The organism is Acidimicrobiales bacterium, assembly GCA_041394185.1.
Lineage (GTDB): Bacteria > Actinomycetota > Acidimicrobiia > Acidimicrobiales > Poriferisodalaceae > JAAETH01.
The window spans coordinates 35,462-61,258 of the sequence record JAWKIQ010000006.1 but is presented as its reverse complement, the minus strand read 5'-3'; the positions used below and the strand labels follow the sequence as shown (position 1 = coordinate 61,258).

The following is a 25,797-nucleotide window of genomic DNA, read 5'->3' as shown; positions in this document are numbered from 1 at the left end:
TCCCGTAAACCGACCAGGTCATGTCCCGCTGCCCCGCTCGCGTGGACCGACCAGGTCGATACCGAGCAGTGCGGCGGCCTGGTCGACCCCAAGGCCTGCCGCGGCGGCCTGGTCGATGGCCTTCACGGCACCGGGCGTGTCGAGGTCGTCGTCGAGGGCGCAGCGCACCTCGTGCAGGGCCGCCGAACCAGCTCCGGCCGCGGCCCACCGCGCCAGCCTGTTGGCGGCCTCGACGACGAGGCCCTCGTGCCACTCCCACTCGTGGCGGTAGTGGTTGGTGACGATCGCCAACCTCACGGCCATGGGCGAATGCACCCGGCGCAGGTCGGCGATGAACTCCATGTTTCCCGCCGATTTGGCCATTTTGGCCCCGTCGACGTGCACGGTCGCCGTGTGCATCCAGTGACGCACGAAGGTTCCTGCGATCGCGGCCTCGGCCTGTGCCTGCTCGCACTCGTGATGGGGATACACGAGGTCGGCGCCTCCGCCGTGAATGTCGATAGGGGCGCCCAGTTCGCGCAGCGCCATGACGGCGCACTCGACGTGCCAGCCCGGCCGGCCCGGCCCCCACATCGACTCCCAGGTCGGCTCACCCGGCCGGCTCGGCTGCCACAACGCGAAGTCGACGGCCGATCGCCGGCCTGCCAGGGGGCGCTCGACCCTGGCGTTGGCCTCGGCCATCGCCGTCGGGTCGAGACCACCCAACTGGCCAAAGGTCGGAGCTGTAGACACATCGAAGAACACCGAACCGTCGGCCTCGTAAGCGTGGCCGCTGTCGAGCACCCGGCCGATGAACGCCCTGACGTCCGAGATCGCCGAAGTGGCTCGGGGTTCGCTGAAAGCGGGCAGCAGCCCCAGGGCCGCCATGTCGGCCTGGAAGGTGGCCACGGCCCCTGCGGCCAGGTCGAGATAGTGGACGTCCAGCTGGGCGGCACGGTCGAGGATGTCGTCGTCGACATCGGTGATGTTGCGTACGCAGCGCGTCTCGTAGCCCATGTCGCGCAGGCGTCGCTGGAGCACGTCGTATGCCAGGAAGGTGAAGGCGTGGCCCACGTGGGTGGCGTCGTACGGCGTGATGCCACACGTATAGATGCGTGCTACCTCTGAGGCGGGTTCGAAGTCGACGACCCGCCCCAGCCTGGTCTCGTACAGCCGCATTCGAACCGGGCGCCCGCCCTGGCTCAGACCGAGTCTGGGATGCCGAGCAGGTTCAGCTCGACCCTGGTCTTGTACCTGACGTTGAGCTGCAGCAGCACGGCGGTGAACGCCTCGATGGCGGTGGCGTTGGACAACTCGCCACAGTCGAGGGCCCTGAAGCTGGGCACGTGTTTGACCAGCTCTGTCACCGCGTCGACGGCCGAGCGGTGATCGCTGCAGATCAGAACGTCGCTGTTGATCGGATTCCGCAGATCGCCCAGCTCGTGGGCGGGAACGTGCTGGAACGCTGCGGCGACGCGTGCGTCTGGCACCATCGCCTGCACGCTGGCGGCCACAGACCCGCGCGGCGGGATCAGCGGGATGAACTCGTCGCCGACGCGCGTCAACGCGTTGGCCATGGTGATGACCACCTTGCCACTGACGTGCTCGGCAACGCTGCGCGCCGTGATAGCGGCTGCGGCCCAAGGGGTGGCGATGACCACGATGTCGGCCTTGGCTGCATCGTCGTTGTCGCCTGCCACTATCTCGAGGTCGTGGTCTGGCCACTCGGCCAGCACACCGTCGACGATCTCCATGGCGCGGTATTTCGAGCGCGAGCCCAACACCACTTCCATGCCCACGCTGGCCAACCTGACCGCCAATGCAGACCCGGCCGGACCGGTGCCACCGACGATGCCGACCGAGGGGAGCTTCGCGCGGGCAGTGTCCGAAGGGGCCTTGCCAACCGGAACGTCGGGATGCGCAGTGCCCGCGTTCTCGGAACCGTCCGTTTGAGGGTTGTCTGATTCGGAGTTGGACTTGGTGGCCATGGGCGAAGCGTAATCGTTCGGCGAGGTGTGCAATACAGTCTTGACCGGGTCACGGCGGCGGTCCGCCGACACAGCCATCACACCGACCAGGCCGACCCAGGAACGGAGGACCCGTGGGATTGCTCGAAGGCAAGAAGCTGCTGATCACAGGTGTGCTGACCGACGCCTCGTTGGCCTACGCCGTCGCCAAGCGAGCCGTTGACGAAGGCGCCGAAATCGTGCTGACCGGCGCCGGACGCGGGCTTCGCCTCACCGAGCGCACTGCGCGCAAGCTGCCGTCGACACCCGACGTGCTCGAGCTCGACGTGACACAGCCAGACCAGCTGGCCGCCGTTGCGGCCGACCTGCAGCAACGCTGGGGCCGCGTCGACGGGGTGCTTCACGCCATCGGCTTCGCACCCGAGTCGTGCCTGGGCGGCAACTTCATGAACGCCGAATGGGAAGATGTGTCCGTGGCGGTCAACATCTCGGCCTTCTCGCTGAAGGCTCTCGCCGGGGCGTTGCGCCCCTTGTTGGCCGAAGCCAAGGGCTCGGTTGTCGGCCTGACTTTCGATGCCACCGTGGCCTGGCCGGCATACGACTGGATGGGCGTGGCAAAGGCCGCATTCGAATCGACTGCCCGCTATCTGGCACGCGACCTGGGCGCCGAAGGAATCCGCGTGAACCTGATCTCGGCGGGGCCCATCCGCACCATGGCGGCCAAGTCGATTCCTGGATTCAGCGAATTCGAGGACGCCTGGGATTCCAAGGCTCCCCTGGGCTGGGACGTCAACGACCAGGACGTGGTAGCGCGCTCGACGCTGGCCCTGCTGAGCGACTGGTTCCCGGCCACGACGGGATCGATCATCCACGTCGACGGCGGCTACCACGCCATGGGCGCCTGAGGCCCAACCACCGTTTGGGCCAAGGCCTGGCGCACCGCCCGGTTGTGGGCGGCCGCCAGGCTCGATGCCTGCTCGATGCGGCGGGCCCTGGCCCTCAACTCTGCTGCCAGACGCCTGGCGTCGACCGAGGTGCGGGCGAAGGGCTCGTCGAATGCTCGCCGCGCTGGGCCCTGCCACTGGCCCAGTCGCGCCACGTCGCCCGCAAGCGCTGCCACCGCACCTTCCAGTGAAGCGGCAACCCTGCGGTAGGTGGCGGCAGCCTCCGAAGCCACGCGGTGGTCGAAGCTGATCTCGCCGGTGCCGCCACCCAGGGCCATCAGCCGTTTCCGCCAGCGACCATGATGTTGCGGTTCACCCGCTCGATGTGCTGACGCAACATTTCGAGAGCCTCAACGGCTCGGGCCAGCGCACCGCTGGTGGCGGGCCAGGTGTCGCCCCGAAAGCGCGTGGCCTCGAGGCCGTCCCAAATGGAGGGGTCCGACAGCAGCGAACCTTCGCGCTGCAGCGCGGCCAACTGGGACAACAGCTGGTCGTTGGCGATGGAAGCGATGCGGGCTATGGCGCCCTCGGCCTCGGCCGTCGAAAGAACACGGGTCATCTGGTCTTCTCCTGATAGGCCGGCGACCCGCGGGGAAGACCAGATCAGCCGGTTGGTTGCAGACAGAGAATACCGAAAGACATTGAAATATGTCAACAGGCAAGACCCGAAGTCCTCAATAGCGCAGCGCCTGCACCGCCCTGTGACCGTCCGCGTCGACCACCACACCCCTACCGGGCAACGATCGGTCGAGTTCGCGGCCCAGCCGCACCCCTAGCAGGTCGCCGTCGAAGTCGGGGTCTGGGCGCAACAACAACCCCAGCCGCGAGCGCCGAACCTCGGTGGTCCAGCCCGAGTAGATGGCCCTCAGGCGATCGGCTCGACCGCCCGCCAACACCAGAGCGACCGGGCCTTGTGGCCCCGCATCGGCCAGCCACGACGAGATGATGCCCGCCGGGTCGTCTACGGCATGGGCATCGTCGATCACAACCACCGCACCCGGCCCCGATGCGGCGAGAGCTTCGGCCGCGGAGCCAACGTCGCCGACCACGACAGACCCGGCGGGAAGGTCCAGCTCGGCCAGAGGAGACCTGGAACCTGCGACCACGACGACCCTGCGGCTGGTCGACAAAGCCATTGCCAGGCCACCCAGCGCGCACGACACGCCCGAACGGGGCGGCCCCGCGACCAGAACGTGCTCGCCGGGGTGGATGTCGATTCCCACCTGCGACAGGTCGGTGTCGGCCAAGCCCAACGGCACGTGCCAGGGACGGTTGTCTGTGGACGGCAAGTCGAGCTGATGCCACGAAACCGATGTGGGCAGCCGTCGCATCCGCACGGCGGCAGACGAGGTCCAGTCGGGCACCACCACCGTGTCTGGCTGGATCAGCTGCATCTCGAGGCCGTCGTCGCGCAGGGCGCGGCCCGGCACGAAAACCGGGGCCTTGCGCCTGGCGATCCGTGCGTCACCCAGGAACGAATGAAGGTCCAGCTCGTCAGCTGGCTCGAACAACCAGCGCGAGGCGAAAGCTGCCTGCCAGGCCGCTGGCATGGCGCCCAAACGCTCGACCGCAGCCACCGTGTGGATGCCAACTGCGGGGCCGAAACGAAGCACTTCGAGCAGATGGTCCATGCGCTCCAGCCAGGCGAGGTCTGTGTCGTGACCTCCGAGCACCGAACCCAGGTCGTCTATCAGCAGGACAAGGCGAGGCGCCTCGGCCGCCGACCGGCGACGCGACAGCTCGGCGATGCAATGGTCGAGAATCCGGCGAAGCATCTCCTCATCGCCAGGGCCCGCGAAACCGAACGTGTGGGGCAATGCGCTCAGCTCGCCCAGGGCGCCCGATCGGGTCGCCACCACCAGCAGGCTCACCGTGTCGGGGGCGAGTTGGGCTGCGGCCTTTCGTGCGACGCTGCGGAGTGCGTCGATGGGCCCGCCGCCCGCTCTGCCCACCAGCAACAGATTCGGCTGGTCCAATCCCCAGCCGCCCGCGACCTGGCGCTGATTGGCGGGATCGTCGACCAACGCCACTTCGAAGTGCTTGGCGTCGGGGGTTGTGGTGGTCTCGAGGTTAAGGTCCGACAGCCCGGTGGGCAGCGGATCCAACCACGGCCGCCGCGTCGCAAGCGTCGACATCCGCAGGGCCATGTTGCCGGCGAGCTCGACCAGGGCCTCCAGCTCCGATACCGACACAGAATCGTCGCGACTAGAGCCCACGACCTCGACCTTCAGGGGAATTCGCCTGAGCAGCGGTCCCGTAACCCTGGTGGTCTGCATCACCACCGGCTCGTCGGGACCGATGCGCATGACGGCTCGGCCGGGCCTGGAGCGGGCCAGCCTGGCCGCGTCGGCGACGCCGACGATGTCGAGCGAGTCGGCGTCGTCTTGCACCCGCAGCGCTACGCGGATGTTGGTGTTGGCCCTGATGTTGTCGTTGACAGCACCGGCGGGCCTTTGGGTGGCAAGCACCAGGTGGACTCCGAGGCTGCGACCACGCTGCGCCACCCCCACCAGCGAATCGAGGAACTCGGGCAACTCGTTGGCGAGGGTCGCGAACTCGTCGACCAGCACGACCAGTCGGGCCAGCACACCACGCTGCAACTCGCCCATGTCGCCTACGCGGTGACTTCGCAGGACGGTCTCGCGATGGCGCAGCTCGGCCTCCAACGACAACAAAGCCCTCTCGGCGAGGTTCTCGTCGAGGTCGGTCACCACACCGACCGTATGGGGCAGGGCCGCAGCCCGGTCGAAGGCCGCACCGCCCTTGTAGTCGATGAGGATCAGGTTCAGGTCGGCGGGCGAGCAGCCCAACGCAAGCGACGCGACCATCGAACGCAACAGCTCGCTCTTGCCCGCGCCCGTGGTGCCCGCTACCAGAACGTGCGGACCATCGGCTGCGAGGTCCAACTCGACAGGGCCCGCTGCTGAAACACCCAAGTGCACCAGCGGGCGGGGTGGTCTGGCCCAAGAGCCTGCGATGGTGTCCTCGTCGATGGGTCCGGCCAGCCGAGAAAGCGGCACCTCGGCCGGCAGAGCGGCAACCGGATCGACCGTGTCAGGATCGTCGAAGCGGGCGAGATGCCTGGCGATGCTGAGCGAACGTTCCAGTGTCGATCCGCTGGGCAGAATCCCTTCGAGATTGCGGCGCTGGGCAGGCCACCTGACGCGTGCCCGGCCCGACGGGTCGATCTGCAGTACGACGTCGCAGGCCGAGGGCAGGCGGTCTTCGCGATCGGCCACCACCACGGCGCTCCAGCGCCCACCGCCGGCCGCATCGCCGGTCATCAGGCGTCGGGCTGCGCTGTTTCGGCCCAGCACCAACTCGTCACCGTCGACCACCAGCAAGCGACAACTTCGTCGGTCGGGCACCTCGATACGGCGAGCCAGGGCGTCCTGGGCCCTGACGCCGTCGACATACCAGGGCGAACCCAGAACCTCGCCCTGGTCGGCCGGATCGGACAAGTGGGGCAGCCATCGAGCCCACGACCAATCTGGGGCCGCGTCGCCCGCGCACGCGACGATGATCGCAAGGTCGCTGGGCCCCATCATCGAAGCGGCCGAACACAGGATCGACCTGGCAACCGAGCGGGCTTGATCGGGCCGCCCGACGATGCCGATGACAGCCGGGCCTTCGTCGGCCGCGCCTGTCGCCAGATCGACCTCGACCGGGACGTCCACCAGTGACACGTCGAGAAGGTCGGCTACGTCTGGGTCGACGTTGACCTGATCGGCCACGGGCACGACCGCTTCGACGGTGGCCAGCCCGAGCGCCACCACCATCGCATCGGGGTGGCTCGGACGCCTCTCCCACAGGCTCGACGAAGCGCTGGTCGACCGTCGACCCCACTCGGCGACCGTGGGCGTCACCTGCCAACGCCGATGGCGCTCGGCCGCCACCCAGTCTTCGATGTCGGCGACAACCAGTTGGCGCCGGTGGTCGCGCTCGCCGATCCAGCGCCGCTCGGCTCGCCGCCTGCGCACCCGGTTCTCGAGCCAGCCACCCAACGCCCCAAGCGGGCTCAGCACCGCGAACAAAGCGAACCGCAGATCGCCCATCACCAGCACCAACACGGCCGCCATCAACAGCGGCGCCACCACGGCGGCGATGCTGAGCACACCTACGGGCTCGGAGGGCTCGGCAGGTGGTTGACCGACCTCTACCGGTGCGGTCGGCGTCGGGGGCGCCTCGCGAGGTGGACGGTTGAACGAGATCGTGCCTTCGCTCAAGCGTCTGTCGCCCGACGACAAGAACGCCGTGTCGACCACATCGTCCTCGACCCGAAACGCGCCAGACCCCGCCCACACCACGCTGTCTGGCATCAACGGCGACGACGCAACGACGTGACCACCCACCCTGACGCCGTTGGTCGAGCCCAGGTCGGCGACCGACACGCCTCGATCGTCCACCAGGATGCGGGCGTGGCGCCCAGACAGCGACTGATCCTCCAGCCGCAACTCGACGTCGGGGCTGCGCCCCAACACATTGGCGCCGGGCGACAGGCGACAACGCCACCCGGCGTCGGGGCCTGCGACGGCTACCAGCGAACGACCCGATTGTGTACCGGTCGAGCCGCGACCCGGACGGTCAGGACCATCGTCGGACAGCACGAACTCGATCGTGCAGCCGCGATACAGAGCTGTGTCGACGAGCGGCGTAGCGGCATCGTGGCGACGACCATCGATGGCCAGCGCCGACTGTGGCGCCCCTAGCGCGGCGGCGAGGTCGCCCACCGTTGCATCATCGGATGAAACCTCGATGGAGACCGGCGAACCGATGCCACCTCGGCGCACCACCACCGTGAAAGCCATGGTCAGCCGTCAGAGTCGCCAGCAGCCGAAACCCCAGCAGACGAGAACTGGGCATACCCGGGGTTGTCGATCGCCAGCTCGTCGGCCAGGGTGGCCATGACCGCCTCGATCACCTCGGCGCGCTTGTCGTCGAGGTCGCCACGCCTTATGGCGTCGGCCAGATCGCGATCGGACTCGAAACCCAGCCCGGCCAGCCGGGCACGGTGGGCGTTTACAGACGCACCGCCGTCGACGATCTCGCGCTGCACTATCGCCAACATGTTGGCCGCGACCCGGGCGTGGAACCGGGTGGCACCCTCGAGCTCGTACATGAGCGTCGACTCGATCCAATGGCGCACGGCCCCGACCAGCTCGTCTGAGGTCGGAAGGTCGAACGGTTCGCGGTCGGGGTGTTCGGGCAACGACTCGATCATCTGATCAGCTCCAGCAGATCCCACTCGTTCTCGGCAACCCGCCGGCCGATGGCGGCGTGCTCGTGAGTCCCGCCCGTGTCGAGCAGATAACGCGCCGCCTGGGTGACACACATGATGCCCCACTTGAGGGTGCCCACGACCATCCACCAACGAACCGATTGGGCGTCCACATCGGCGTCGACGCCCAATGTCTGGCACTCGTCGCGGTACGCGGCCACCAGCGAATCGATGTCGCCCATACCGGCCACCACACCCGGCCCGCCGAAGCGCCAAGCCCTGACACACAGCCATCCGAGGTCTTCGGCCGGGCTGCTGATGTGGGCGAGCTCCCAGTCGAGCACAGCGTTCAGGCCGTCGGGCCCAACCAGCACATTTCCCAGCCTGAAGTCGCCGTGCACGACCGTCTGGCGGCGCGCTTGCGGCCGTTGGGCCTCGAGCCAACGAAAGCCCAGTTCGAAAGCCGGCGATGGGTGGCCCAGATCGTCGAGGGCCTCGCGATAGCGCACCAGGGCGTCTTCGGGTTCGAGCACCTCGAGCACACCGGCATCGTCGATCGAGTGGATGCGGGCGAGGGCCCGGGCGCACTGTTCGGTGAAACGTGTTCTGGCGGTCGAGAATGTGTCGTCGCGCAGGATGCGCCTGGCGATGGTTTCCCCCTCGATGTGACTCATCAGCAACCACGACTCGATCGGCACCCCAGCGGGAGGGTCGACGACACGTGGAGAAGAGGCGAGCACAGGCGGCACCGGCACGCCGCGGGCGCGCGCTGCCTCTATGACCAAGGCTTGAACGGCGGCGTCGGAGTTGGCGGGCGGGTCGGGTCTGGACGCCACCTGCAGAACGGCCATGCCAGCCTCGGGTTCGGCGCCGGACCGGCCGAGTTCGACCATCCAGGTGGTGCGAGACGCCCCACCGCTGAGCCGCCTGACCTCGGCCGGGGCCGTCCCCGTCGCCTGCTGGATGATCTGAACAGCGCGCTCTGCCGACCTCGGATCGGCGGTGGGTTCGGACGCGGCCGCTGGCCCGGGGTTCGGCTCAGCCACAAGCGGCCCGCACGTACGGGGTTGGGTTGACGCTGCTGCTGCCTCCGAGCATGACCTCAAAGTGTAGGTGCGGAGACGTGTAGCGGGCATTACCGGTGTTGCCCACGGTGCCGACCACGGTGCCGGCCGATACGTAACCATCGGCGCCATACGAATCGAGGTGGGCACCGTAGTAGCGGTTGCCGTCGTCGCCATCGAGGTAGAAGCTCAGCCCGCCGAGAGAGTTGTTGCGATGCCTCACGGTGCCCGACACGGGGGCCACGACCGGTGTGCCCCGGGTTGCGAACATGTCGACACCCTTGTGTCGTCTGCCCCCGCTGCGGGCCGCACCCCATGTGTCGTAGAACGTTGTCGGGCCGCCGATCGGGCAGAGAAATCCGCCGCCAGCCGAACCGCCATCGGGGGCACCTGCGCCGTCGTCGGGGGCGCCGGTGTCGTCGGGTTCACCCGCGTCGGGCTCGGCGCCAGTGTCGTCGGGTTCACCCGCGTCGGGCTCGGCGCCGGTGTCTGGTTCGCCTCCTGCCGGTTCTTCGGGTGCGACGGTTGTCGTGGTCGTGGTGGTGGTCGTTGTGGTCGTCGTCGATGTGGCCGCGGCTGCCCGGCGGGCTTCCTCCTCGGCCGCCCGTCGAGCCGCCAGCTCGGCTCGCCTCTGCTCTTCGCGACGTCGGCGCTCTTCCTCGATCCGGCGGCGCTCTTCTTCTTCGAGCCTGGAGACCTCTCGTTGGTATTCGGCCTCGCGCTCCTCGGCGATGTCGAGTTGCCGGTTGATCTCCTCGAGCTCGATGTTGAGTTGATCGTTGCGGTTTTCGAGTTCGGCCACTGCGGCGTCCAGCTCGGCCCTCAGCGCCGCGAGTTCCTCTTCTGCGGCTGCCAAGTCGTCCAGAACGGTTCGGTAGCGATCGATGTCGTTGCCCACACCAAAGGTTGCGTAGCGAGCCAGAGCCGAAGCCCTCACCTGCTCGTCGGGGGTAACCGACGACGCGATGTCGCCCTCGACCCGCTCGACGAACACGTATTGCAGCACCAGGAGGTTTTCGACCTCGTCGTGAAGCTCGTCTCGTTCGGCCAGCGCAGCTCGTCGCCTGGCCTCGACCACCGCAACCCTCGAGTCGATGTCTTCGGCCGCGTGAACAGACTCTTCGAGCCGCTCGGCCAGCGCATCGGCACGGGCCTGGGCGTCGGCTGCGGCGTCGCGAGCGTCGTCGGCAGCCGCAGCGGCGGCCTCGGCTCGATCGCGCCTGGTCGAGCTCGGACTGTGCCGAGGCCGGAGTGCCGATCAACAAGACGGCGGCCAGAACGATCAGTGCGACACGACGGAGCACAGTTGGAGGAGCTTACGCCCTGTAGTGGCCGAGCGGTAGGTCGGCCACCCAGAGTGGTGTCACCTTCGACCCGGAAGCCTCACCCATCCCGAACGGACCCAGAAATATGCCGACACGAGCGCAGCCGCGATGTTGGCCTCGGTCGTGCGCCCTAGCCACACCGAGGCGTTGTCGAAGATCGTCCCGTCGAAGACGCCCTGCTCGAACACTTCCGAGCTAGAGATCAACGGAATGGCCAAGAGCCCCACAAACCACATTGCAGCGATGACCGCTCCGCGTGTCCTCGCCTGCCTGCGATCAGATCGAACCACAGAGCGGCGGCCAGAATCGCCCAATGGGCCTCGGCGTTGTCCCTGACCCACCCGATCTGGAAGTCGAACAACACCGCCAGCCCATAGCCGGTCAACACCAGGTACAGGATCACCCGGCGCGAGAAGCCAACCACTGCGGACCCGCCCCGAGGTGATGACCCAAACCCCAGGTATCCGCGGCTCCAAGCCAGGTAGGCAGCAATCACCGCAGACGCCAGGAAGGCTTCGGCCCAGGTCACGATGGCCGGCCCAAGTCCCAGCGCCGCTGCCGCGCATCGATCTCGAGCACCAGCGCCAAACCCAACATGGCCACGACGGTGCCGACCGGAGCAATCGCCCCACCGAAGCGAGGTGTGGCGCCCGGATCGGGAGCGTTCGGGTCGAAGTCGGGCACCAACACTTCCCAGTGCAGCGGCACCAACAGGGCCAGCACCCACGCCTCGGAGTTGCGGCCGACCCATCCCCCCAGCGAATCGCCCAGCAAGATGGTGGCAGCACCCGAGCCGGTCACAACCACCATCAACGCGAGCGCGAACCCATAGACGATCTGGAAGGTGTCTGTGGTCTCACGACCCGGCATCGGACCCGTTGTCGGCGCTCACCAGTTCGGCCAACACTCGATCGAGGCTCACCACGCCGATCGAGCGCCCATCTTCGACGACCAGTCCGAGATGGATCCTCGACCGACGCATCGCCAGAAGCACCTCCGGCAGAGACGAGCCGACGGGTACCCGCACCATGGGTCGCACATGGCGCTGCCGCAGAGGCGCCTGGCGAGACGCGGGGGTCAGATGCAGCAGGTCCTTGCCGTGAACGAAACCGCGCACCGCACCGATGTTCTCTTCGTAGACCACCAGGCGCGCGTGATTGGTGTCGACCATGGTCTGCTCGACCTCTTGGGCCGAAGCCGAGATGGGAACGGCGACGACGTCCTCTATCGGCACCATGACCTGCTCCACCGTCAACTGACCAAAGGCCACCGCTGCGCCGATCAGTGTGACGTCGTCTTCGTCTATGAGCCCTTCGGCGGCCGAGTTCTCGACCATCGAAAGCAGCTCGGCGGTGGTGGCCGCACCGTCGAGCTCGTTCTTCGGCTCGACCCTGATCAGACGCAGGAACAGGTTGGATAGTTGGGTCAGGACCGTGTTCAGAGGTCGCACCAGCCACACGAACGCCCTCATGGGCAGGGCTATGGCCACCAGCGCGCCCTCCGGTGATGCGATGGCCAGGCTCTTGGGCACCATCTCCCCGACGACCATGTGCAGATAGGCCACGATCGACAACGCGACGGCGAACGAGATCGGGTGCACCAGCGCCTCGCCCGCGCCCAAGTCGTGCAACAGCGGCTCGAGCTTGTGAGCGATGGTGGGCTCGGCGATCATGCCCAGCAGCAGCGAGGCCATCGTGATGCCCAACTGGGCACCCCCAAGTGTGGCCCCCAGGTCGGTCTGCAGACGTTGGGCTGCCAGCGCCGACCTCGCCCCAGACTCGGCCCGGCTGTCGATATCTGCGCGGCGGGCACCCAACGCTGCGAACTCGACACCCACGAAGAAGCCGTTGACCACGATCAACAGGCCGCTGATGGCCAGCATCCCGGCGGTCACCGGCTGGCTCCGGGGGTTTGTTCCGGGGCGGGGACGTGACGGATTGCGATGCGCGACACCCGGCGCCGATCGGCCTCGAGCACATCGAAGGCCCAATCGCCCCACGCCAACCTCTCACCCACCGAGGGAATACGCCCCGCCAGCCACAGGGTGAATCCGCCGATGGTCTCGTAGGGTCCGTCTGGCAGCGAATCACCGATCAACTCGCCCACATCGTCGAGGTGCAGCGAGGCGTCGACCTCGAGCAGACCGGCGCGGCGGGTGTGGGTGACGGCGACCTGGTCGTACTCGTCGTCGATCTCGCCCACCAGCTCCTCGAGCAGGTCCTCCAGAGTGACGATGCCTGCGGTGCCGCCATGCTCATCGACCACCACGGCAAATCTGGCATCTGCGGCGCGGAAGTCGTCGAGCAGGCGATCGAGTGCCCGCCCTTCCGGCACGACCAGCGGCTCGCGGGCTATCTGCTCGACGGTGGCCTCAGAACGTTCGCCCAGCTCGATCGCGAGCACATCGGTCACCTCGACCATGCCGCGCAGGTCGTCCAGATCGTCGCCAATGACCGGGAAGCGCGATCGTCCGGTCTCGATGGAAAGCGCGGTCAGGTCGGCCAGCGGCGAAACCGCCCTGACGGCCACTACGTCGGCCCGCGGGATCAAGATGTCGGCCACGTTGCGGTCGCCGAAGCGAATGACCCGCTCCAGGCGCACCAGAACGTCATCTGCCATCGTGCCTTGCACACTGCTGTTCTTGATGACGTAGGCAAGCTCCTCGCGAGACCTGGTAGACGACAACTCTTCCGCGGGCTCGACGCCCATGCGCCTGACGAGCCAGTTGGCCGACGCGTCGAACGACCGGATCACAGGGCTGGCGAACTTGCCATATGCGGCCAGGATCGGAGCCAAGAACAGCGAAACACCCTCGGGCCTGGCGATCGCCAGATTCTTCGGGATCAACTCGCCGAACAGCAACTGCGAAACGGTTGCCACCAGCAGTGCCAGCGCTGCAGTGCTGGCACCGTCGGCCTCGATGCCCGGGATGAATCCCAGGAAGCTGCCGATGGTGTCTTGGGCCACGAAACCCAGGACCAGAGACGACAAGGTGATGCCCAGCTGAGCTCCGGACAGGTGAAAGCTGAGACGCCTGCGCAGGCCGGCGACCACCCGCGCCCGCCTACCCCCCTCGGCGCCGAGCGCGTTGATACGGGCCGCATCTGCAGCCACCAGCGCGAACTCGCCTGCGACGAACAATGCGTTCACCGCGATGAGTAGCGCCACCGCCAGGAATCCGAGCCAACCGTCGATGGGCAAGGATCGTACCGGGCGGCCACTCGCGCATGCGGTGCGCTGCCGCGCCAGTGGCTACCCTTCTGGCCCATGTCGAGCGAGGACACCATGCTGCGAGCGGCCGAGGCGGGTGCCCGGTTGGCACGACACATCGAGCGCACCCTCGCCGATGCCGAGCTGACCCTCCCCCAGTTCCGCCTCTTGTTGCACCTCGAGACCACAACCGACACCGCCAGCGACCTGGCCCGCAAGGCCCAGATAAAGCCGCCGTCGCTGACCGCTCTGGTCGACGGTTTGGCCAACCGCAACCTGGTGCAGCGCATCCCGGACGACTGCGACAGGCGCCGGGTGAACCTGTACATCACAGACGAGGGTCGCGCGGCCCTCGACAACGGTCGTCGTGCCGCTGCGCAACGCCTGCAACAACTGGCCTCCGAACCCGACGGCTACTTCGACTACGAGCTGCTCGAATGGTTGGCGCGCTGGATAGGACCACTGAACCGCGCTCGAGATGCCAATGCCAGATGACTCCAGGATCGGGGCACCAGACCGCGGCTGGTTAGCCAGGCTCGGCCCCCTGCTGGCAACCCATCGCATGCGGTTGTCGCTGGCCTTGCTCGCCGCGGTGGGCTCCATGGCCATCGGAGTTTCGATACCGCTGGTGTTGCGCAGCGCCATCGACACGGCGCTAGAGAGCCAAAGCAGGGCGCTGTGGCCCTTGGTGGTGACCCTGGTCGTGCTGGGGGTCGTGCGGGCACTGTTGACCTTCGGCTATCGCTATGGCCTGTACACGATGGCGTTCAAGCTCGAGTATCAGATGCGAACGCTGATCCAGGACCACCTGTCGCGGCTGTCGTTCTCGTTCTTCGACCGGGTTCAGTCCGGCCAGATAATCAGCCGCGCCAACAGCGACATCCGTTCGATCCAGATGTTCTTTGCCTTCGCCCCGTTGATGGCCGTGCAGTTGGTCAGCTTCGCCATGGCGTTGGTCATCATGTTCAGCATCGACGTCACGCTGACGCTGATCGCTCTGGCCACGATGCCCGGCGTCTACCTGGTGGGCCGACGCCTCCGAGACATCATGTTTCCCCAGTCGTGGATAGTCCAGGGACGCATGGCCGAGATTGCGTCGATCGTCGACGAGAACGTCAACGGCGTGCGCGTGGTCAAGTCTTTCGCGGCCGAGAGGCGCCAGATCGACGCACTGGCCCGGGCGGCCGAGCGGTTGCGGTGGGCCAACCTCGAACAGCAGCGGGCCCGCGCCAACCACAACCCCATCATCGAGAACCTGCCGCGTCTGGCGCTGGCGCTGGTGTTGCTGTACGGCGGGCTGCAGGTCATCGACGGCAACCTGTCCATCGGTGACCTGGTGGCGTTCAACGTGTACATCGTCGTCCTGCAGGCGCCGTTCCGGTTCCTGGGAATGATCATCATGTTGGCCCAGCGAGCCAAGGCGTCTGCCGAGCGCATCTTCGAGATCCTCGACGAGGCTCCCACGGTGGTCGAACGCCCAGGGGCCATCGACCTGATCGACCCCAAGGGCCGCATCGAGTTCCGGTCGGTCGGGTTCTCGTATGGCACCGAGACCATCGGTGGTGCCAGCGTGGCCGAGCCGGTGAAGGTGCTGGATGGCCTCGACCTCACCATCGAGCCTGGCGAACGGGTCGCCCTGGTGGGCGCAACCGGCAGCGGAAAGTCGACGATCCCCAGGTTGTTGCTGAGGTTCTACGACGCCACCGAGGGCTCGGTGCTGGTCGACGGGCAAGATGTCAAAGACCTCACGTTCAAGAGCCTCAGGGACACCGTGGGTCTGGTGCCTGACGAACCATTCCTGTTCTCGGCCAGCGTCCACGACAACATCGCGTACGCCAGGCCAGACGCCACGCGCGAACAAGTCGTCGAGGCGGCTCGTGCTGCACAGGCCGACGGGTTCATCAGCGCTCTCACGAACGGCTACGACACCGTCGTCGGCGAGCGGGGCTATGACCTGTCAGGCGGCCAGCGCCAGCGAATCGCCATCGCGCGGGTGCTGCTGGCAAACCCTCCGGTCGTGGTTCTCGACGACGCCACCAGCGCCATCGATGTGCAGGTCGAAGCCCAGATACACACGGCGCTGGAGGCCCTGCTCGAGGCCCGCACCACCATCATCATCGCCCACCGCCTTTCGACCATCGCGTTGGCCGACCGGGTTGCCCTCCTTGGTGACGGCAAGGTCATAGCCATCGGCACCCACCAGGCTCTGCTGGAAACCGAACCGCTGTACCGTGCGGTTCTCGACAGCGAAATCGAGGTCGCCTGATGGGCATGGGACCTCCCCCCGGGTCGCCGTTCGCGGGGCCCTCCGGAACCCAGACCTCGGCCGCGGCTGGGTTGCCGTTCGCAGGTGTGCCGGCCGAGTTGGAAGCCAAGGCCAACGAGATCCTCGAGCGCGAGCCCAAACACCCCGACCCTCAAATCGACTTCGACCCGGTTCACCCTGGACCGTCGCGTCTGTCGCTCACCCAGTTGTTCCGCGATCGCTGGGGTGCGGTGGCCATCGCTCTGCTGCTGCTCGTCGTCGAGACCGTCACCATGCAACTGGGGCCGATGCTGACCCAGATCGGCATCGACAAGGGCGTGACACCGGGCGACAAGCGAGCCTTGGTGATCGTGGTCATCGTCTACATCGCGGCAGTGGCGGTGAACGCGGTGGTCAACCGAGCCCGCATCATGTTCACCTCACGACTGGGCGAAGGTGTCATGTACAGCCTGCGCATCAGGGTGTTCAGCCACTTCCAGCGCCTGTCACTCGATTGGTACACCGAGTCCAAGGCCGGCGTGCTGATGAGCCGCATGACCAGCGACATCGACGCAATCACCCAGCTGGTCATCGACGGCTTCACCAACCTGTTCGTGCAGGCGCTGACCCTGATCGTGGTCACCGGCATCCTGTTCGCCTACGACCCGGTGTTGGCTGCGGTGGTCATCTTCGTAGTGGTGCCGCCCCTGCTGGCGCTGACGCTGTGGTTTCGCCGGGTCTCAGAGCGCGGCTACGACACGGTCAGGGACCGCATCGCCGAGGTGTTGGCCGACCTGTCCGAGAACCTCGCTGGCATCAGGGTGGTCACCGCTCTCAACCGCCGCCAGCGCAACGCTGAGATTCATCGCGAGATCGTGGGTAAGTACCGCGACGCCAACTTCTACACCACCAAGGTTGGAGCCATCTATGGTCCGTCGTCGGAGGCGGTGGGTGTGGTGGCCCAGGCGGTTGTGTTGGCCATCGGCGGCAAGGCGGTGCTCGACGGCCGACTCGAGCTGGGCGAGTTGGCGGCCTTCGTGCTGTATGTGACGGTGTTCTTCGCCCCCATTCAGCAGTTGGTGCAGTTGTACAACACCTATCAACAAGGCACGGCTGCCATGCGCAAGCTGGCAGAGGTGCTCGACACCGAGCCATCGGTCGCCGAGGTCCCCGATGCCTACGAGCTGCCACCCATCGAGGGTCGCATCGAGCTGCACGGCGTCACGTTCGGTTATGACCCCGCCAAACCCGTGCTGCGCGATGTCGATCTGGTGATCGAGGCAGGCCAGACCGTGGCCCTCGTCGGCGAGACCGGTGCCGGCAAGAGCACCATCGCCAAGCTGGTCGTGCGTTTCCATGACCCCCAGTCGGGAGCCATCACCATCGACGGGCACGATCTGTCGCGGGTGACCCTGCGATCTCTGCGGAGCCAACTGGGTGTTGTGCCCCAAGAGCCGTTCCTGTTCAACGGCACCATTCGCGACAATCTGGCCTTCGCCGACCCCGACGCTTCCGACGAGCGGCTGTTGCAGGCCGTCGAGCTGGTCGGGTTGTCCGAGCTGATCGACCAGTTGGGCGACGGCCTCGACTCGCTGGTGCACGAACGTGGGCTCTCGCTGTCCGCGGGCGAGCGTCAGCTGCTGGCGCTGGGACGGGCTTTCTTGGCGGGGCCGCGAGTGCTGGTGCTCGACGAAGCCACCAGCTCGCTCGACCTTCGTTCCGAAGCCCGAATCGAAGCTGCACTCGACAAGCTGCTAGAGGGGCGGACGGCGGTGATCATCGCCCACCGGCTGGCCACCGCCCGCAAAGCGGATCGCATCGCCGTCATCGCCGACGGCGGGGTGGTCGAGTTGGGCTCGCACGACGAGTTGGTGACCCAGGGCGGGCGCTATGCCGAGATGTTCGCGATGTGGCAGTCACATTCCTAGAGTTCATCTTCGCGAAAGGTGTTCCACCACTCACGCTGAGTAACGTTTCAGCCCTGAGATCGCTTCCACCCATGAATCTCGCGGTCACGGTGGTCACCGTCCGAAGTCTGCTAAACGAATGTAGTGGTGGAAACGACATCAGGCGGCAGCGCCGGTGACGAGTGAGCCTCAACTGACAAATCGTGCAACGCGACGCAGGCGCAGGACTCATCTCGACCTGTTGGGTTCGCTCCGAAGGGAGCTGGCCCAATCGGGAGTAGAAGACCTGACCGTCGGGTCGGTGACCGACCGAGCCGATGTAGCCGTGGGCACGTTCTACAACCACTTCGACGACAAGACGTCGGCGTTGGAGTCGTTAGCTCAAATCGAAGCCGAAGCGCTCGAGATCTCGGTGCTCGACATGATCGAACGCTCGAACGACCCGTCCCCGACGCTGCCACGCCTGGTCAACGCGATGGCGTTGTCGGTGATGCATCGCGCCGCCGTCGACCCCGTTTGGCTCGACGCCATAGCTGCTCTGGTCGACGCTCGCTATCTGCCGACGCCCGATGTCGTTCTGCAGGTTCATGACATCTTGTCCAGCGCCAACCCTGGCACCGCCCGCGAGGTGTGCGCCTGGCACACCAAAGCCTTGGCCGCGGTGGGATGTGAGCTGGTGCGGTCGTTGCGCTCGGGCGACCTGCCCCAGTCGCTCGAGGGCAGGATCGACCTGGTTCTGCCCTCGCTGCTGGGTGTCATCGGCTGTGCCGAGCCCACCGTCGAAGACGAGATCACGTGGGCCAAGAACCAGCCGATACCCACCGAGTGGCCCAGCACCGAATCGATCGTGGCCGCCCACGAGGGTTCAGCTGACAAGGCCTGAACCCTGCCTTTGATGTGAGACGCTGTGGGTGTGAACCAACCCTTCAGCGCGCCATCCGCACGCCTGACCGATGTCTCGGTCGTGTACGACTCGTCGGTAGTGCTCGGTCCAATCGACCTCGAAATCGAGCCGTCGTCACGCTGGGTCGTCCTGGGCCCAAACGGCTCGGGCAAGACCTCTCTGGTGCGCATCCTGACGCTGTATCGCTACCCGAGCACCGGAACGGTCGAGGTGCTGGGCGAACGGTGGGGCCAGACCGATGTGCGAGAGCTGCGAAAGCGCATCGGGGTCGTCAGCTCGGCGTTTCGCGAACAGCTCCGCCCCGACATCAGTGCGTCCGACGTGGTCATGACGGCCAAGAACGCCGCCCTCGAGCCGTGGTGGCATTCCTATGACCTCGAAGACAAGAAGCGGGCTGTTCAGTGTTTGGCTCAGCTGGGCTGCGAGCAATTCGCCGAGCGCCAGTTCGGTTCGCTGTCGTCTGGCGAGATGCAACGGGTGCTGCTTGCCCGCACGCTGATGACCAGCCCTGGCCTGCTGGTTCTCGACGAGGCCGCTGCGGGTCTCGACCTCGCCGGACGCGAGCAGCTGGTCGACAGCCTCGGCTCGTTGGCTTCAGACCCCGCGACTCCGGCGATGGTGATGATCACCCATCACACCGACGAGATTCCGCCGGGGTTCACCCACGCTCTCATGCTGCGCAACGGCAAGCCCATCGCAAGTGGTCCGATCGAGCAGGTGATGAACGCCGAAAACCTGTCGGCCACCTTTGGTCTCGATCTCGAGCTCGAGACACGCCGTGGTAGGTACTTTGCGTTTGCCAGCGGCAGCACCCGCTGAGCAGCTGCGTCATCCGAGGCCCAGCGGCGCAAGACCCTGTTCGGCCAACTCGGCATCGCGGTCGGCCAACTGGCGCAGCAACGGGTAGGGGTTCACCGCCCTGCCTCCACCCGGGTGAACCTGTATGTGGAGGTGTGGCGGGGTGTTGATGGCGTTGCCGGTGTTGCCCACATATCCCAGTTCGGTTCCGGCTTCGACGAACTGACCCTCGGTCACGTCGGCGAACCCTGACAAGTGGGCGTAGTAATAGTGGGTTCCAGATTCGCCGATCAGCCACAGCCGCAGGCCACCCAGGCGGATCTCGCCGATGCGCACGACGATGCCCCTCTCGGTCGCCACCAGCGGGGTGCCTGCGGGGGCGAACACATCGGTTCCCTGGTGCCGGTGGGCATCTGGGGTTCCGTACATCCGCGGAGCCAGGAACGTGTCGACGAAGTTGTAGTCGCCGGCCACCGGGAACACGACGTCGTCGGGCAACGCGGCCAGGCGCTCCAGCTCGGCGGCGGTCGCTTCGGCGGTCTGCAACGCATCGAGCCGCTTGGCGCGCAGCTCGGCCAGAACGGCCTCGGCCTGGATGCGACTTTCGGCGAGCGCCTCGACGTCGACAGCAAGTTCGGTTGCGAGGTAGGCGTCCAGGACCCTCTGCTCGGATGCTGCGAAGACCGAGTCGAGCAAGATGGTGCGCCCCACGGCGTCCAGCACCGACGATCCGTCGAACTCGACCCTGCTGCGAACCGGACCTATCGCGTAGAGCGTGGCCAACTGCAGGTCCAGCACGTCCTTGGCATCGCGATACTCGTCGATCGATTCTCGGTGCTCGAATTGGATTGTGTCCAGCTCGGACCCAGCAACCTGGACATTGGCTGCCATCGAGATGAGATCGTCGTCGGCCACCAGCAGAGCCGACAGGGCCTCGGCGTCCCCGGCTTGTGCGGCCTCGACCCTCTCAGCGGCGCGGGCCTGCACAAAGGCGCGTATGTCGACGGCGGCTCGTTCGCCGGTGTTTGCGGCTTGAGCTTCGGCCGCGGGTGTCACGGCGTCGTTGGCCTCGGCCTGTTGGCCGTCGTCTGCTGCCGTGCTTGCGGTCTGTGCGGCGAACGTCAGCGGCAGTACCAGCAGCCAGAGCGCGCGTCGATGCGACTTGGAGGTCACCTGATGTCAATTCGACCGGCACCGATGCCAGATAACCGTGGGCGGTCGAAACCGCCGCGAAAGGCGGTCGGCTAAGGAGCGCACGACGCGGCGAAGGCGTCGAGACTGTCGATGGCGCTCGAGGCGACATCGCTCTCCAGCTCGTACAGCGCCACCTGCTCGTCGGTGCTGAACTGGGTTTGGGCAGCCAACAGGTCGTAGTCGGCGCGCGACACGGCCGAGCCGTACACCTCGACCGCCGCCGTCACGGTCGCGACGTCGCCTTGAAGGTCGGCGGGAGCCCAGTCAGCCAAAACGCCCAGTAGATTCTCGCTCGCCTCGACATCTGAGCGCAGCTGAGACGGGGTGGGGAGGCTGCTGCGGTGGCGCAGCCGGTCCAGCACCGACGACAGCTCGGTTGCCGCAGCACAGGTCGATGCCTCGTCTGGAGCATCTGAAGCGCCCGAACAACTGCCGGCGACCGTCGCCAACACGACGGCCAGCGCCACTAAGGCGGTCCGGGTGCTGAAAGCGTTCGTCACGGCACACACTGTGACAGATCGGAAGCGCGGTTTACACGCGGATTACCCGCCCAAACCCGTGCCGAGTAGCCACCTTTTGTGGCAATACAAAACCACCTAGGGTGGCGCCGTGCTGGATGAAATGCCGGCCTCGACCCCCATGATGTTCGAGGCGGCCACCGACGACCTGTCGCGCCCGATGGTGGTTCGCGGCGAGCCCTCGTGGACGGTGCTGTTCGACGCCGAGATCGATCGGTTCGCCAACCCTGCCTGCACCAGCACCGATGATGGCGACGACTCCGAGGTCTTGGTGCGGGCCAGTCGACACCGGACGCTCAACCTTTCCATCCACCAGGTCGCATCGGCTTCATCGGCGGCCGTGTTCGCCCCCGGCGATCTGCGCAAGGTGACCAACAGATCACGGCTGCCGACGGCGACAATCGATCGCCTGGCCTCCGACACCAGCTCGCACGAAGACTTGGCGTCCTCGGTGCGAGTACACCTCTCGCTCGAGCCGCACAATGCGACATTGCACCCTGGCGACACATTGTTCGTTCCCGCAGGGTGGTGGGTGCTGCATGCCTACGACCCCGCCAGCTGGGCCGTCAGGGCTGCGTGGTCGACCCAGGGGTCTTCGCGCCGGCTCCTGAGCCTGTTGCGCATGACCAGGCCATGACCTGGGCCAACATGTAGCGATGCAGCCCAAACCCATCAACGTCTTCCACATCAGCACGCCGCAGGCCTGGCAGCAGGCACAACTCGAAGGTGTGTATACCCACCCATCTCTCGAGGCCGAGGGGTTCATCCACATGTCGACGCGCGACGAACTGCTGGCCACGACCGAGCGCCACTATGCAGGCGTCGTGGGGCTCATTCTGCTCGAGGTCGACACCTCGGCACTGCCAGATGGGGCATTGGTGTGGGAGATGGCCCCAACCGTGGGACGCGAGTTCCCCCACAGCTACGGCCCCATCCCCACATCGGCCGTCGTCGCGGTTCACCCGTGGGACGCTGACGCGTCCGGTGGGCGCCAACTTCCGCCCGAACACCGCTCGTGACGCCCGAGCCAACGCCTCACTCGCTCGGGTCGTCCCACCTCGTCGAGATCGATTCGGTTGCGCATCTGAGCGAGGTGCTCGACGCCCGCTCCGATCTGCACGACGTGGTGGTGCAGGGGCTGGATCTCACCCCGTTTGCCAGCGCCCTCACACAACGGCATCTGGGCGGACTGGTCCTCATTGGCTGCACCATCCCTCAGAACTTGCACGCCGTGTTGCTCGATGCGGGCGCAGTCGTGTTTCCCGCACTTCCCGACAAACCCTTCGCCACCTGCCGCCACAGCCTCTATTCGGTCGACGACCTGTACGGCGGCTTCGACCCCGACGACCCGGGTACCTACGCCCAGACCTTCGACGCCCGGGTCTATCGCCACTGGGTAGACACCGGCCGATCGACGGGCGCCGACATCGTTGAAACCCTGGCCAGGCGCCTTCACGACCATTCGATGACCGACGCCTTGGCCGAGTTCGCCCAAGGACGGCGCATCGCGGCGGTCATGGGCGGCCACGGCCTGCATCGCACGACCGAACAGTTCGCCGCCGTCGCCCGGATTTCGAGGGCCCTGTCCCGGCGGGGCATCACGATGGCTTCAGGCGGCGGGCCGGGCGCCATGGAGGCCACCCACCTGGGCGCCTATCTGGCACCGATGCCAGACGAAGCCCTGTCCGAGGCTCTGGGTCTTCTGGCCGTCGCCCCCTACTTCGATCCGGCGGATCTTTGGCTGGCTGCGGCGTTTCGAGTCCGCCATCAGCTCGCATCGGCGGCGACCGGGCCCGAGGTTCACAGCATCGCCATCCCGACCTGGCTCTATGGGCACGAGCCACCGAACGCCTTCGCCTCACACGTCGCCAAGTATTTCGCCAACTCGGTGCGAGAAGATGGCCTGGTCACAATCGCCACCCACGGCATCGTGTTCACCCCCGGTTCGGCAGGAACCGTGCAGGAGGTGTTCCAGGATGCGACCCAGAACCACTACGAGACCGTCGGCGAACCGAGCCCCATGGTGTTCCTGGGTCGGCGCTTTTGGACCCGCGACGTGCCGGTGATCGATGTCCTACGAGCCGTTGGAGCGGGCCGGCGCTGGCTGGACCTGATCGTCATCACCGACGACGAACAGGAAGCGATCGAGGCCATCGCCGACCACAGCCGCGACGCCACCTAGCGCCAGGGCAGGCGGCGTCGGCTGGATGATGGCCAGTCAGACTGGCTTGCCAGTCGTTGTTGGACGCGGACACCCGGCCACTAACCGGGTCGTGTGGTTTGGCTCGGTGGTTTGCCGGCCGGTTTTCGTTGTCGTGGTGGTGGTTTGGTCCATTCGCTGATGACGGTGCCGTGGCTGTCCTCGAGTCGCCAGTGGTCCGGTGTGTCTCCCATGAACAATCGGTTGCCGTTTTGGTGGAGCCGGTCGTGGTGGTGTGGGCATAACAGCGCCAGGTTGTCGAGGTCGGTCGTTCCGCCGTGTTCGCGATGATGCAGATGATGGGCCTCACAGCGTGAGGCTTCGCTGTTGCAGTGCCACCACCTGCATGTGCCATCGCGGATGGCCAGGGCCAGCTTCTGTGTTGGTGTGGCGTACTCGACGTCATATGCCAGATCCAACAGCCGCCTGTCCGCCTGCTGAAACCAAGCATTGATCTGAGCCCTGCACAGCATCGAACGTGCGATAGATGCCGGCACCTGGGCGCCGTCGATCGTGTAGGCCAGCCCATCCGGCCTGTCGAGTTGGTCGATGTCGACAATCAGGTTCACACAACCCCTGGCCCGTTCCGTGGCCGCTGTGGCGGTGGTGGCTGGTAGGAGTCCGTCTGTGAGCATGCTTGCGATCACGTCAGCACCGCGTTGCTGGTGTGATCTGCGCTTTCGGGGGTCTGTGATGGTGCGCATGTCGTGATGGAACGCGGCACGCTCACGGCGGTCGTATTCGGCTTTCAACGCCGCACCTGTGACTGGGTCGAGGGTTGCGGTGAACCAGATCATGTCGTCACCGTCGATCCCACACGACCCTCGCCTGCGCCTGCGTTGACGCGCTAGGCGTTCTTCAGGGTCGTCGCGGGTTTGTTCGCGTTCGGCCTCACGAACCGCCGCCCTGGTCTCGTCAGCCGACTGGCCCATCGCATCTGCCAGCAGTCGGGTTTTGATGCCGTCGGCTAGGTCGGTGTTGGTCAGGTAGTCGGCTTGTTCGGAGTTGATCTCCCCGGCTTCCAACGCCTCGGCCACATCGGGATTGGCTGTCAGTCGCTGTGACCTGGCTTCGGCCTCACGCTGGGCCCTACGCGACGGCGCAGGCGGCCCAGGATCGGGTGCACCCTGGGACTCCGACCCCGAACCAGCTTCTGGGCCAGGTTCTTTGCCCTTGCGGTTCGCAGCACGCTGACGGGCCTTGGTCAGAGCGGTCAACAAACGGGCTTCGTGACCGTCCAAACGGGCACGCACACGACGAACACCACCGAGCTCGGCCTCGAGCCCGGCCACATCCATCACCTCTAGTTGCTCGGCGCCGCTAAGCACCACCCGCACCTCTGTCACGCCACAAACCCTAAACAGGGGGTGGGACACCCAACCCAGCGTCAACCCCACAACAGAACAAAAACCCCAGTTGTCGCTAAGAGCCGGACGCGAAGACCCACAAACCAGCCGCTGCCGGGTAGTGGTGCCGGGGCCCGCAACCCCTCGGACGAGGTTCAGCTGAACAAAGCGCTCTCCAAGAACGCGGCAACACCGTCCAGGTCGTTCGACGCGGTGACATGGTCTGCGATCGACTTGGTGACCTCACCTGCGTTTCCCATCGCCACACCGGTTCCCGCCCACGTAAGCATCTCGTGATCGTTGACCTCATCGCCGAACACCACACACGATCGGCTCTCGATTCCCAGGTGTTGCGCCAGCCACGCCAGGGCCGATGCCTTCGACACCCCTGGGGCCCCGATCTCGACGAACGGCAGTCCCGAGTGGGCGACCCGCAGACCGTCGGCCACCACACCCAACGCGTCGACCAGCACTGCGACCAGGTCGTGGGGGTCGATGGCGCTGTCGACGGCGATCATCTTTCGCACCGCACGGGGCGCCAGCGCCAGGAGAGCCGCCAACCCGTCCTCGGCCGGATCATCCAGCTTGCGCAAGCTCATGAAGCGCTCGAAACCTCGCTCCCAAATGAGCGATCCGTCGGCCAGGTCGAAGCCCAGCCGCACCGACGGCAGGGTCGCGCGAACGCGCGACGCAGCTGCGACGATGGCCGGGGTTTCGACCAACGAATCAAGGCAGACGACACCAGTGCGGCGATCGACCACCAGCGAACCGTTGGCGCAAGCCAGGTAGCTCATCGACGGCACCATGTCGGCGATGGGCTGTGCCAGTTCGAGCGAGCGACCTGTAGCGCCCACCACCACCCAGCCCATGTCGGCGGCCAGATCGAGCGCGGCGTTGGTTCGCTCTGACACGGTGCGATCCGATCGCAGCAGGGTGCCGTCGAAGTCGAGGCCTATCAACCCGAGCATGGGGGGCAAC

General features: G+C 66.4%; 25 protein-coding genes. 9 read left to right on the top strand and 16 right to left on the bottom strand.

The annotated features are described in order from the left end of the window. Positions 1-18: 18 nt before the first annotated feature. Together R2770_21975 and npdG are read right to left on the bottom strand one after the other, a co-directional pair. A complete protein-coding gene (locus tag R2770_21975) occupies positions 19-1,158 on the bottom strand; it encodes a cysteine--tRNA ligase (GenBank protein ID MEZ5283135.1) in 1,140 nt (379 codons plus the stop codon). 23 nt (positions 1,159-1,181) lie between these two features. Continuing rightward, positions 1,182-1,967 (bottom strand): NADPH-dependent F420 reductase, encoded by a 786-nt coding sequence (npdG, locus tag R2770_21970; protein MEZ5283134.1) that lies wholly within the window; start codon positions 1,965-1,967, stop codon positions 1,182-1,184. Between the two features lie 113 nt (positions 1,968-2,080). Here npdG and fabI point away from each other — a divergent pair, with 113 nt between their 5' ends. Then, positions 2,081-2,851, top strand: coding sequence for an enoyl-ACP reductase FabI (gene fabI / locus R2770_21965; protein MEZ5283133.1), 771 nt, complete (start codon positions 2,081-2,083; stop codon positions 2,849-2,851). Here the strand turns inward: fabI and R2770_21960 are convergent. The 10 genes from R2770_21960 to R2770_21915 form a co-directional block, all read right to left on the bottom strand. Beyond that, a complete protein-coding gene (locus tag R2770_21960) occupies positions 2,830-3,168 on the bottom strand; it encodes a WXG100 family type VII secretion target (GenBank protein ID MEZ5283132.1) in 339 nt (112 codons plus the stop codon). The genes fabI and R2770_21960 overlap by 22 nt on opposite strands. Further along, positions 3,168-3,449, bottom strand: coding sequence for a hypothetical protein (locus R2770_21955; GenBank protein ID MEZ5283131.1), 282 nt, complete (start codon positions 3,447-3,449; stop codon positions 3,168-3,170). The genes R2770_21960 and R2770_21955 overlap by 1 nt, the downstream gene beginning before the upstream one ends. A gap of 115 nt (positions 3,450-3,564) precedes the next feature. Next, entirely contained in the window at positions 3,565-7,698 is a 4,134-nt protein-coding gene (locus tag R2770_21950) for an FtsK/SpoIIIE domain-containing protein (GenBank protein ID MEZ5283130.1), read from the bottom strand. 2 nt (positions 7,699-7,700) lie between these two features. Then, on the bottom strand, positions 7,701-8,111 hold the full coding sequence (locus tag R2770_21945) for a DUF6285 domain-containing protein (protein ID MEZ5283129.1): 411 nt from the start codon (positions 8,109-8,111) through the stop codon (positions 7,701-7,703). Continuing rightward, on the bottom strand, positions 8,108-9,154 hold the full coding sequence (locus R2770_21940; GenBank protein MEZ5283128.1) for a phosphotransferase family protein: 1,047 nt from the start codon (positions 9,152-9,154) through the stop codon (positions 8,108-8,110). The genes R2770_21945 and R2770_21940 overlap by 4 nt, the downstream gene beginning before the upstream one ends. Then, entirely contained in the window at positions 9,147-10,250 is a 1,104-nt protein-coding gene (locus R2770_21935; protein MEZ5283127.1) for a M23 family metallopeptidase, read from the bottom strand. Before R2770_21935 ends, R2770_21940 begins: the two co-directional genes overlap by 8 nt. A 449-nt stretch (positions 10,251-10,699) precedes the next feature. Further along, complete coding sequence (locus tag R2770_21930) at positions 10,700-11,026, bottom strand: hypothetical protein (protein MEZ5283126.1); 327 nt, start codon at positions 11,024-11,026, stop codon at positions 10,700-10,702. Continuing rightward, the gene (locus R2770_21925) at positions 11,023-11,367 is read right to left on the bottom strand and encodes a hypothetical protein (GenBank protein MEZ5283125.1); all 345 of its coding nucleotides are present in this window, start codon (positions 11,365-11,367) and stop codon (positions 11,023-11,025) included. The genes R2770_21930 and R2770_21925 overlap by 4 nt, the downstream gene beginning before the upstream one ends. After that, positions 11,354-12,391 carry a hemolysin family protein gene (locus tag R2770_21920; GenBank protein MEZ5283124.1) on the bottom strand — a complete coding sequence of 346 codons (1,038 nt, stop codon included), beginning with the start codon at positions 12,389-12,391 and terminating at the stop codon, positions 11,354-11,356. The genes R2770_21925 and R2770_21920 overlap by 14 nt, the downstream gene beginning before the upstream one ends. Beyond that, the gene (locus R2770_21915; GenBank protein MEZ5283123.1) at positions 12,388-13,698 is read right to left on the bottom strand and encodes a hemolysin family protein; all 1,311 of its coding nucleotides are present in this window, start codon (positions 13,696-13,698) and stop codon (positions 12,388-12,390) included. Before R2770_21915 ends, R2770_21920 begins: the two co-directional genes overlap by 4 nt. 66 nt (positions 13,699-13,764) lie before the next feature. On the opposite strand from R2770_21915, the gene R2770_21910 reads away from it, so the two are divergent. The 5 genes from R2770_21910 (at position 13,765) to R2770_21890 (ending at position 19,582) form a co-directional block, all read left to right on the top strand. Then, a complete protein-coding gene (locus R2770_21910; protein MEZ5283122.1) occupies positions 13,765-14,202 on the top strand; it encodes a MarR family transcriptional regulator in 438 nt (145 codons plus the stop codon). Further along, on the top strand, positions 14,192-15,973 hold the full coding sequence (locus tag R2770_21905; protein ID MEZ5283121.1) for an ABC transporter ATP-binding protein: 1,782 nt from the start codon (positions 14,192-14,194) through the stop codon (positions 15,971-15,973). Before R2770_21910 ends, R2770_21905 begins: the two co-directional genes overlap by 11 nt. A 5-nt stretch (positions 15,974-15,978) precedes the next feature. Continuing rightward, positions 15,979-17,880 carry an ABC transporter ATP-binding protein gene (locus R2770_21900; protein MEZ5283120.1) on the top strand — a complete coding sequence of 634 codons (1,902 nt, stop codon included), beginning with the start codon at positions 15,979-15,981 and terminating at the stop codon, positions 17,878-17,880. Between the two features lie 154 nt (positions 17,881-18,034). Further along, complete coding sequence (locus R2770_21895; protein ID MEZ5283119.1) at positions 18,035-18,742, top strand: TetR/AcrR family transcriptional regulator; 708 nt, start codon at positions 18,035-18,037, stop codon at positions 18,740-18,742. A gap of 30 nt (positions 18,743-18,772) precedes the next feature. After that, positions 18,773-19,582 carry an ATP-binding cassette domain-containing protein gene (locus R2770_21890; protein ID MEZ5283118.1) on the top strand — a complete coding sequence of 270 codons (810 nt, stop codon included), beginning with the start codon at positions 18,773-18,775 and terminating at the stop codon, positions 19,580-19,582. A gap of 9 nt (positions 19,583-19,591) precedes the next feature. Here R2770_21890 and R2770_21885 read toward each other — a convergent pair whose 3' ends face one another. Together R2770_21885 and R2770_21880 are read right to left on the bottom strand one after the other, a co-directional pair. Next, positions 19,592-20,734, bottom strand: a complete 1,143-nt coding sequence (locus tag R2770_21885) for a M23 family metallopeptidase (GenBank protein ID MEZ5283117.1) — start codon at positions 20,732-20,734, stop codon at positions 19,592-19,594. A 71-nt stretch (positions 20,735-20,805) separates the two neighbouring features. Further along, on the bottom strand, positions 20,806-21,255 hold the full coding sequence (locus R2770_21880; GenBank protein MEZ5283116.1) for a hypothetical protein: 450 nt from the start codon (positions 21,253-21,255) through the stop codon (positions 20,806-20,808). Positions 21,256-21,364: 109 nt separating this feature from the next. Here R2770_21880 and R2770_21875 point away from each other — a divergent pair, with 109 nt between their 5' ends. From R2770_21875 to R2770_21865, 3 genes are read left to right on the top strand one after another with little or no spacing between them, the layout of a single operon-like run. After that, positions 21,365-21,910 carry a hypothetical protein gene (locus R2770_21875; GenBank protein ID MEZ5283115.1) on the top strand — a complete coding sequence of 182 codons (546 nt, stop codon included), beginning with the start codon at positions 21,365-21,367 and terminating at the stop codon, positions 21,908-21,910. Positions 21,911-21,929: 19 nt separating this feature from the next. After that, positions 21,930-22,292 carry a DUF952 domain-containing protein gene (locus tag R2770_21870; protein MEZ5283114.1) on the top strand — a complete coding sequence of 121 codons (363 nt, stop codon included), beginning with the start codon at positions 21,930-21,932 and terminating at the stop codon, positions 22,290-22,292. Continuing rightward, positions 22,289-23,455, top strand: coding sequence for a hypothetical protein (locus R2770_21865; GenBank protein MEZ5283113.1), 1,167 nt, complete (start codon positions 22,289-22,291; stop codon positions 23,453-23,455). Before R2770_21870 ends, R2770_21865 begins: the two co-directional genes overlap by 4 nt. 80 nt (positions 23,456-23,535) lie before the next feature. On the opposite strand, the gene R2770_21860 is transcribed toward R2770_21865, so the two are convergent. Together R2770_21860 and R2770_21855 are read right to left on the bottom strand one after the other, a co-directional pair. Beyond that, complete coding sequence (locus tag R2770_21860) at positions 23,536-24,819, bottom strand: hypothetical protein (protein MEZ5283112.1); 1,284 nt, start codon at positions 24,817-24,819, stop codon at positions 23,536-23,538. 155 nt (positions 24,820-24,974) lie between these two features. Beyond that, a complete protein-coding gene (locus R2770_21855) occupies positions 24,975-25,787 on the bottom strand; it encodes a Cof-type HAD-IIB family hydrolase (GenBank protein MEZ5283111.1) in 813 nt (270 codons plus the stop codon). Positions 25,788-25,797 lie beyond the last annotated feature (10 nt).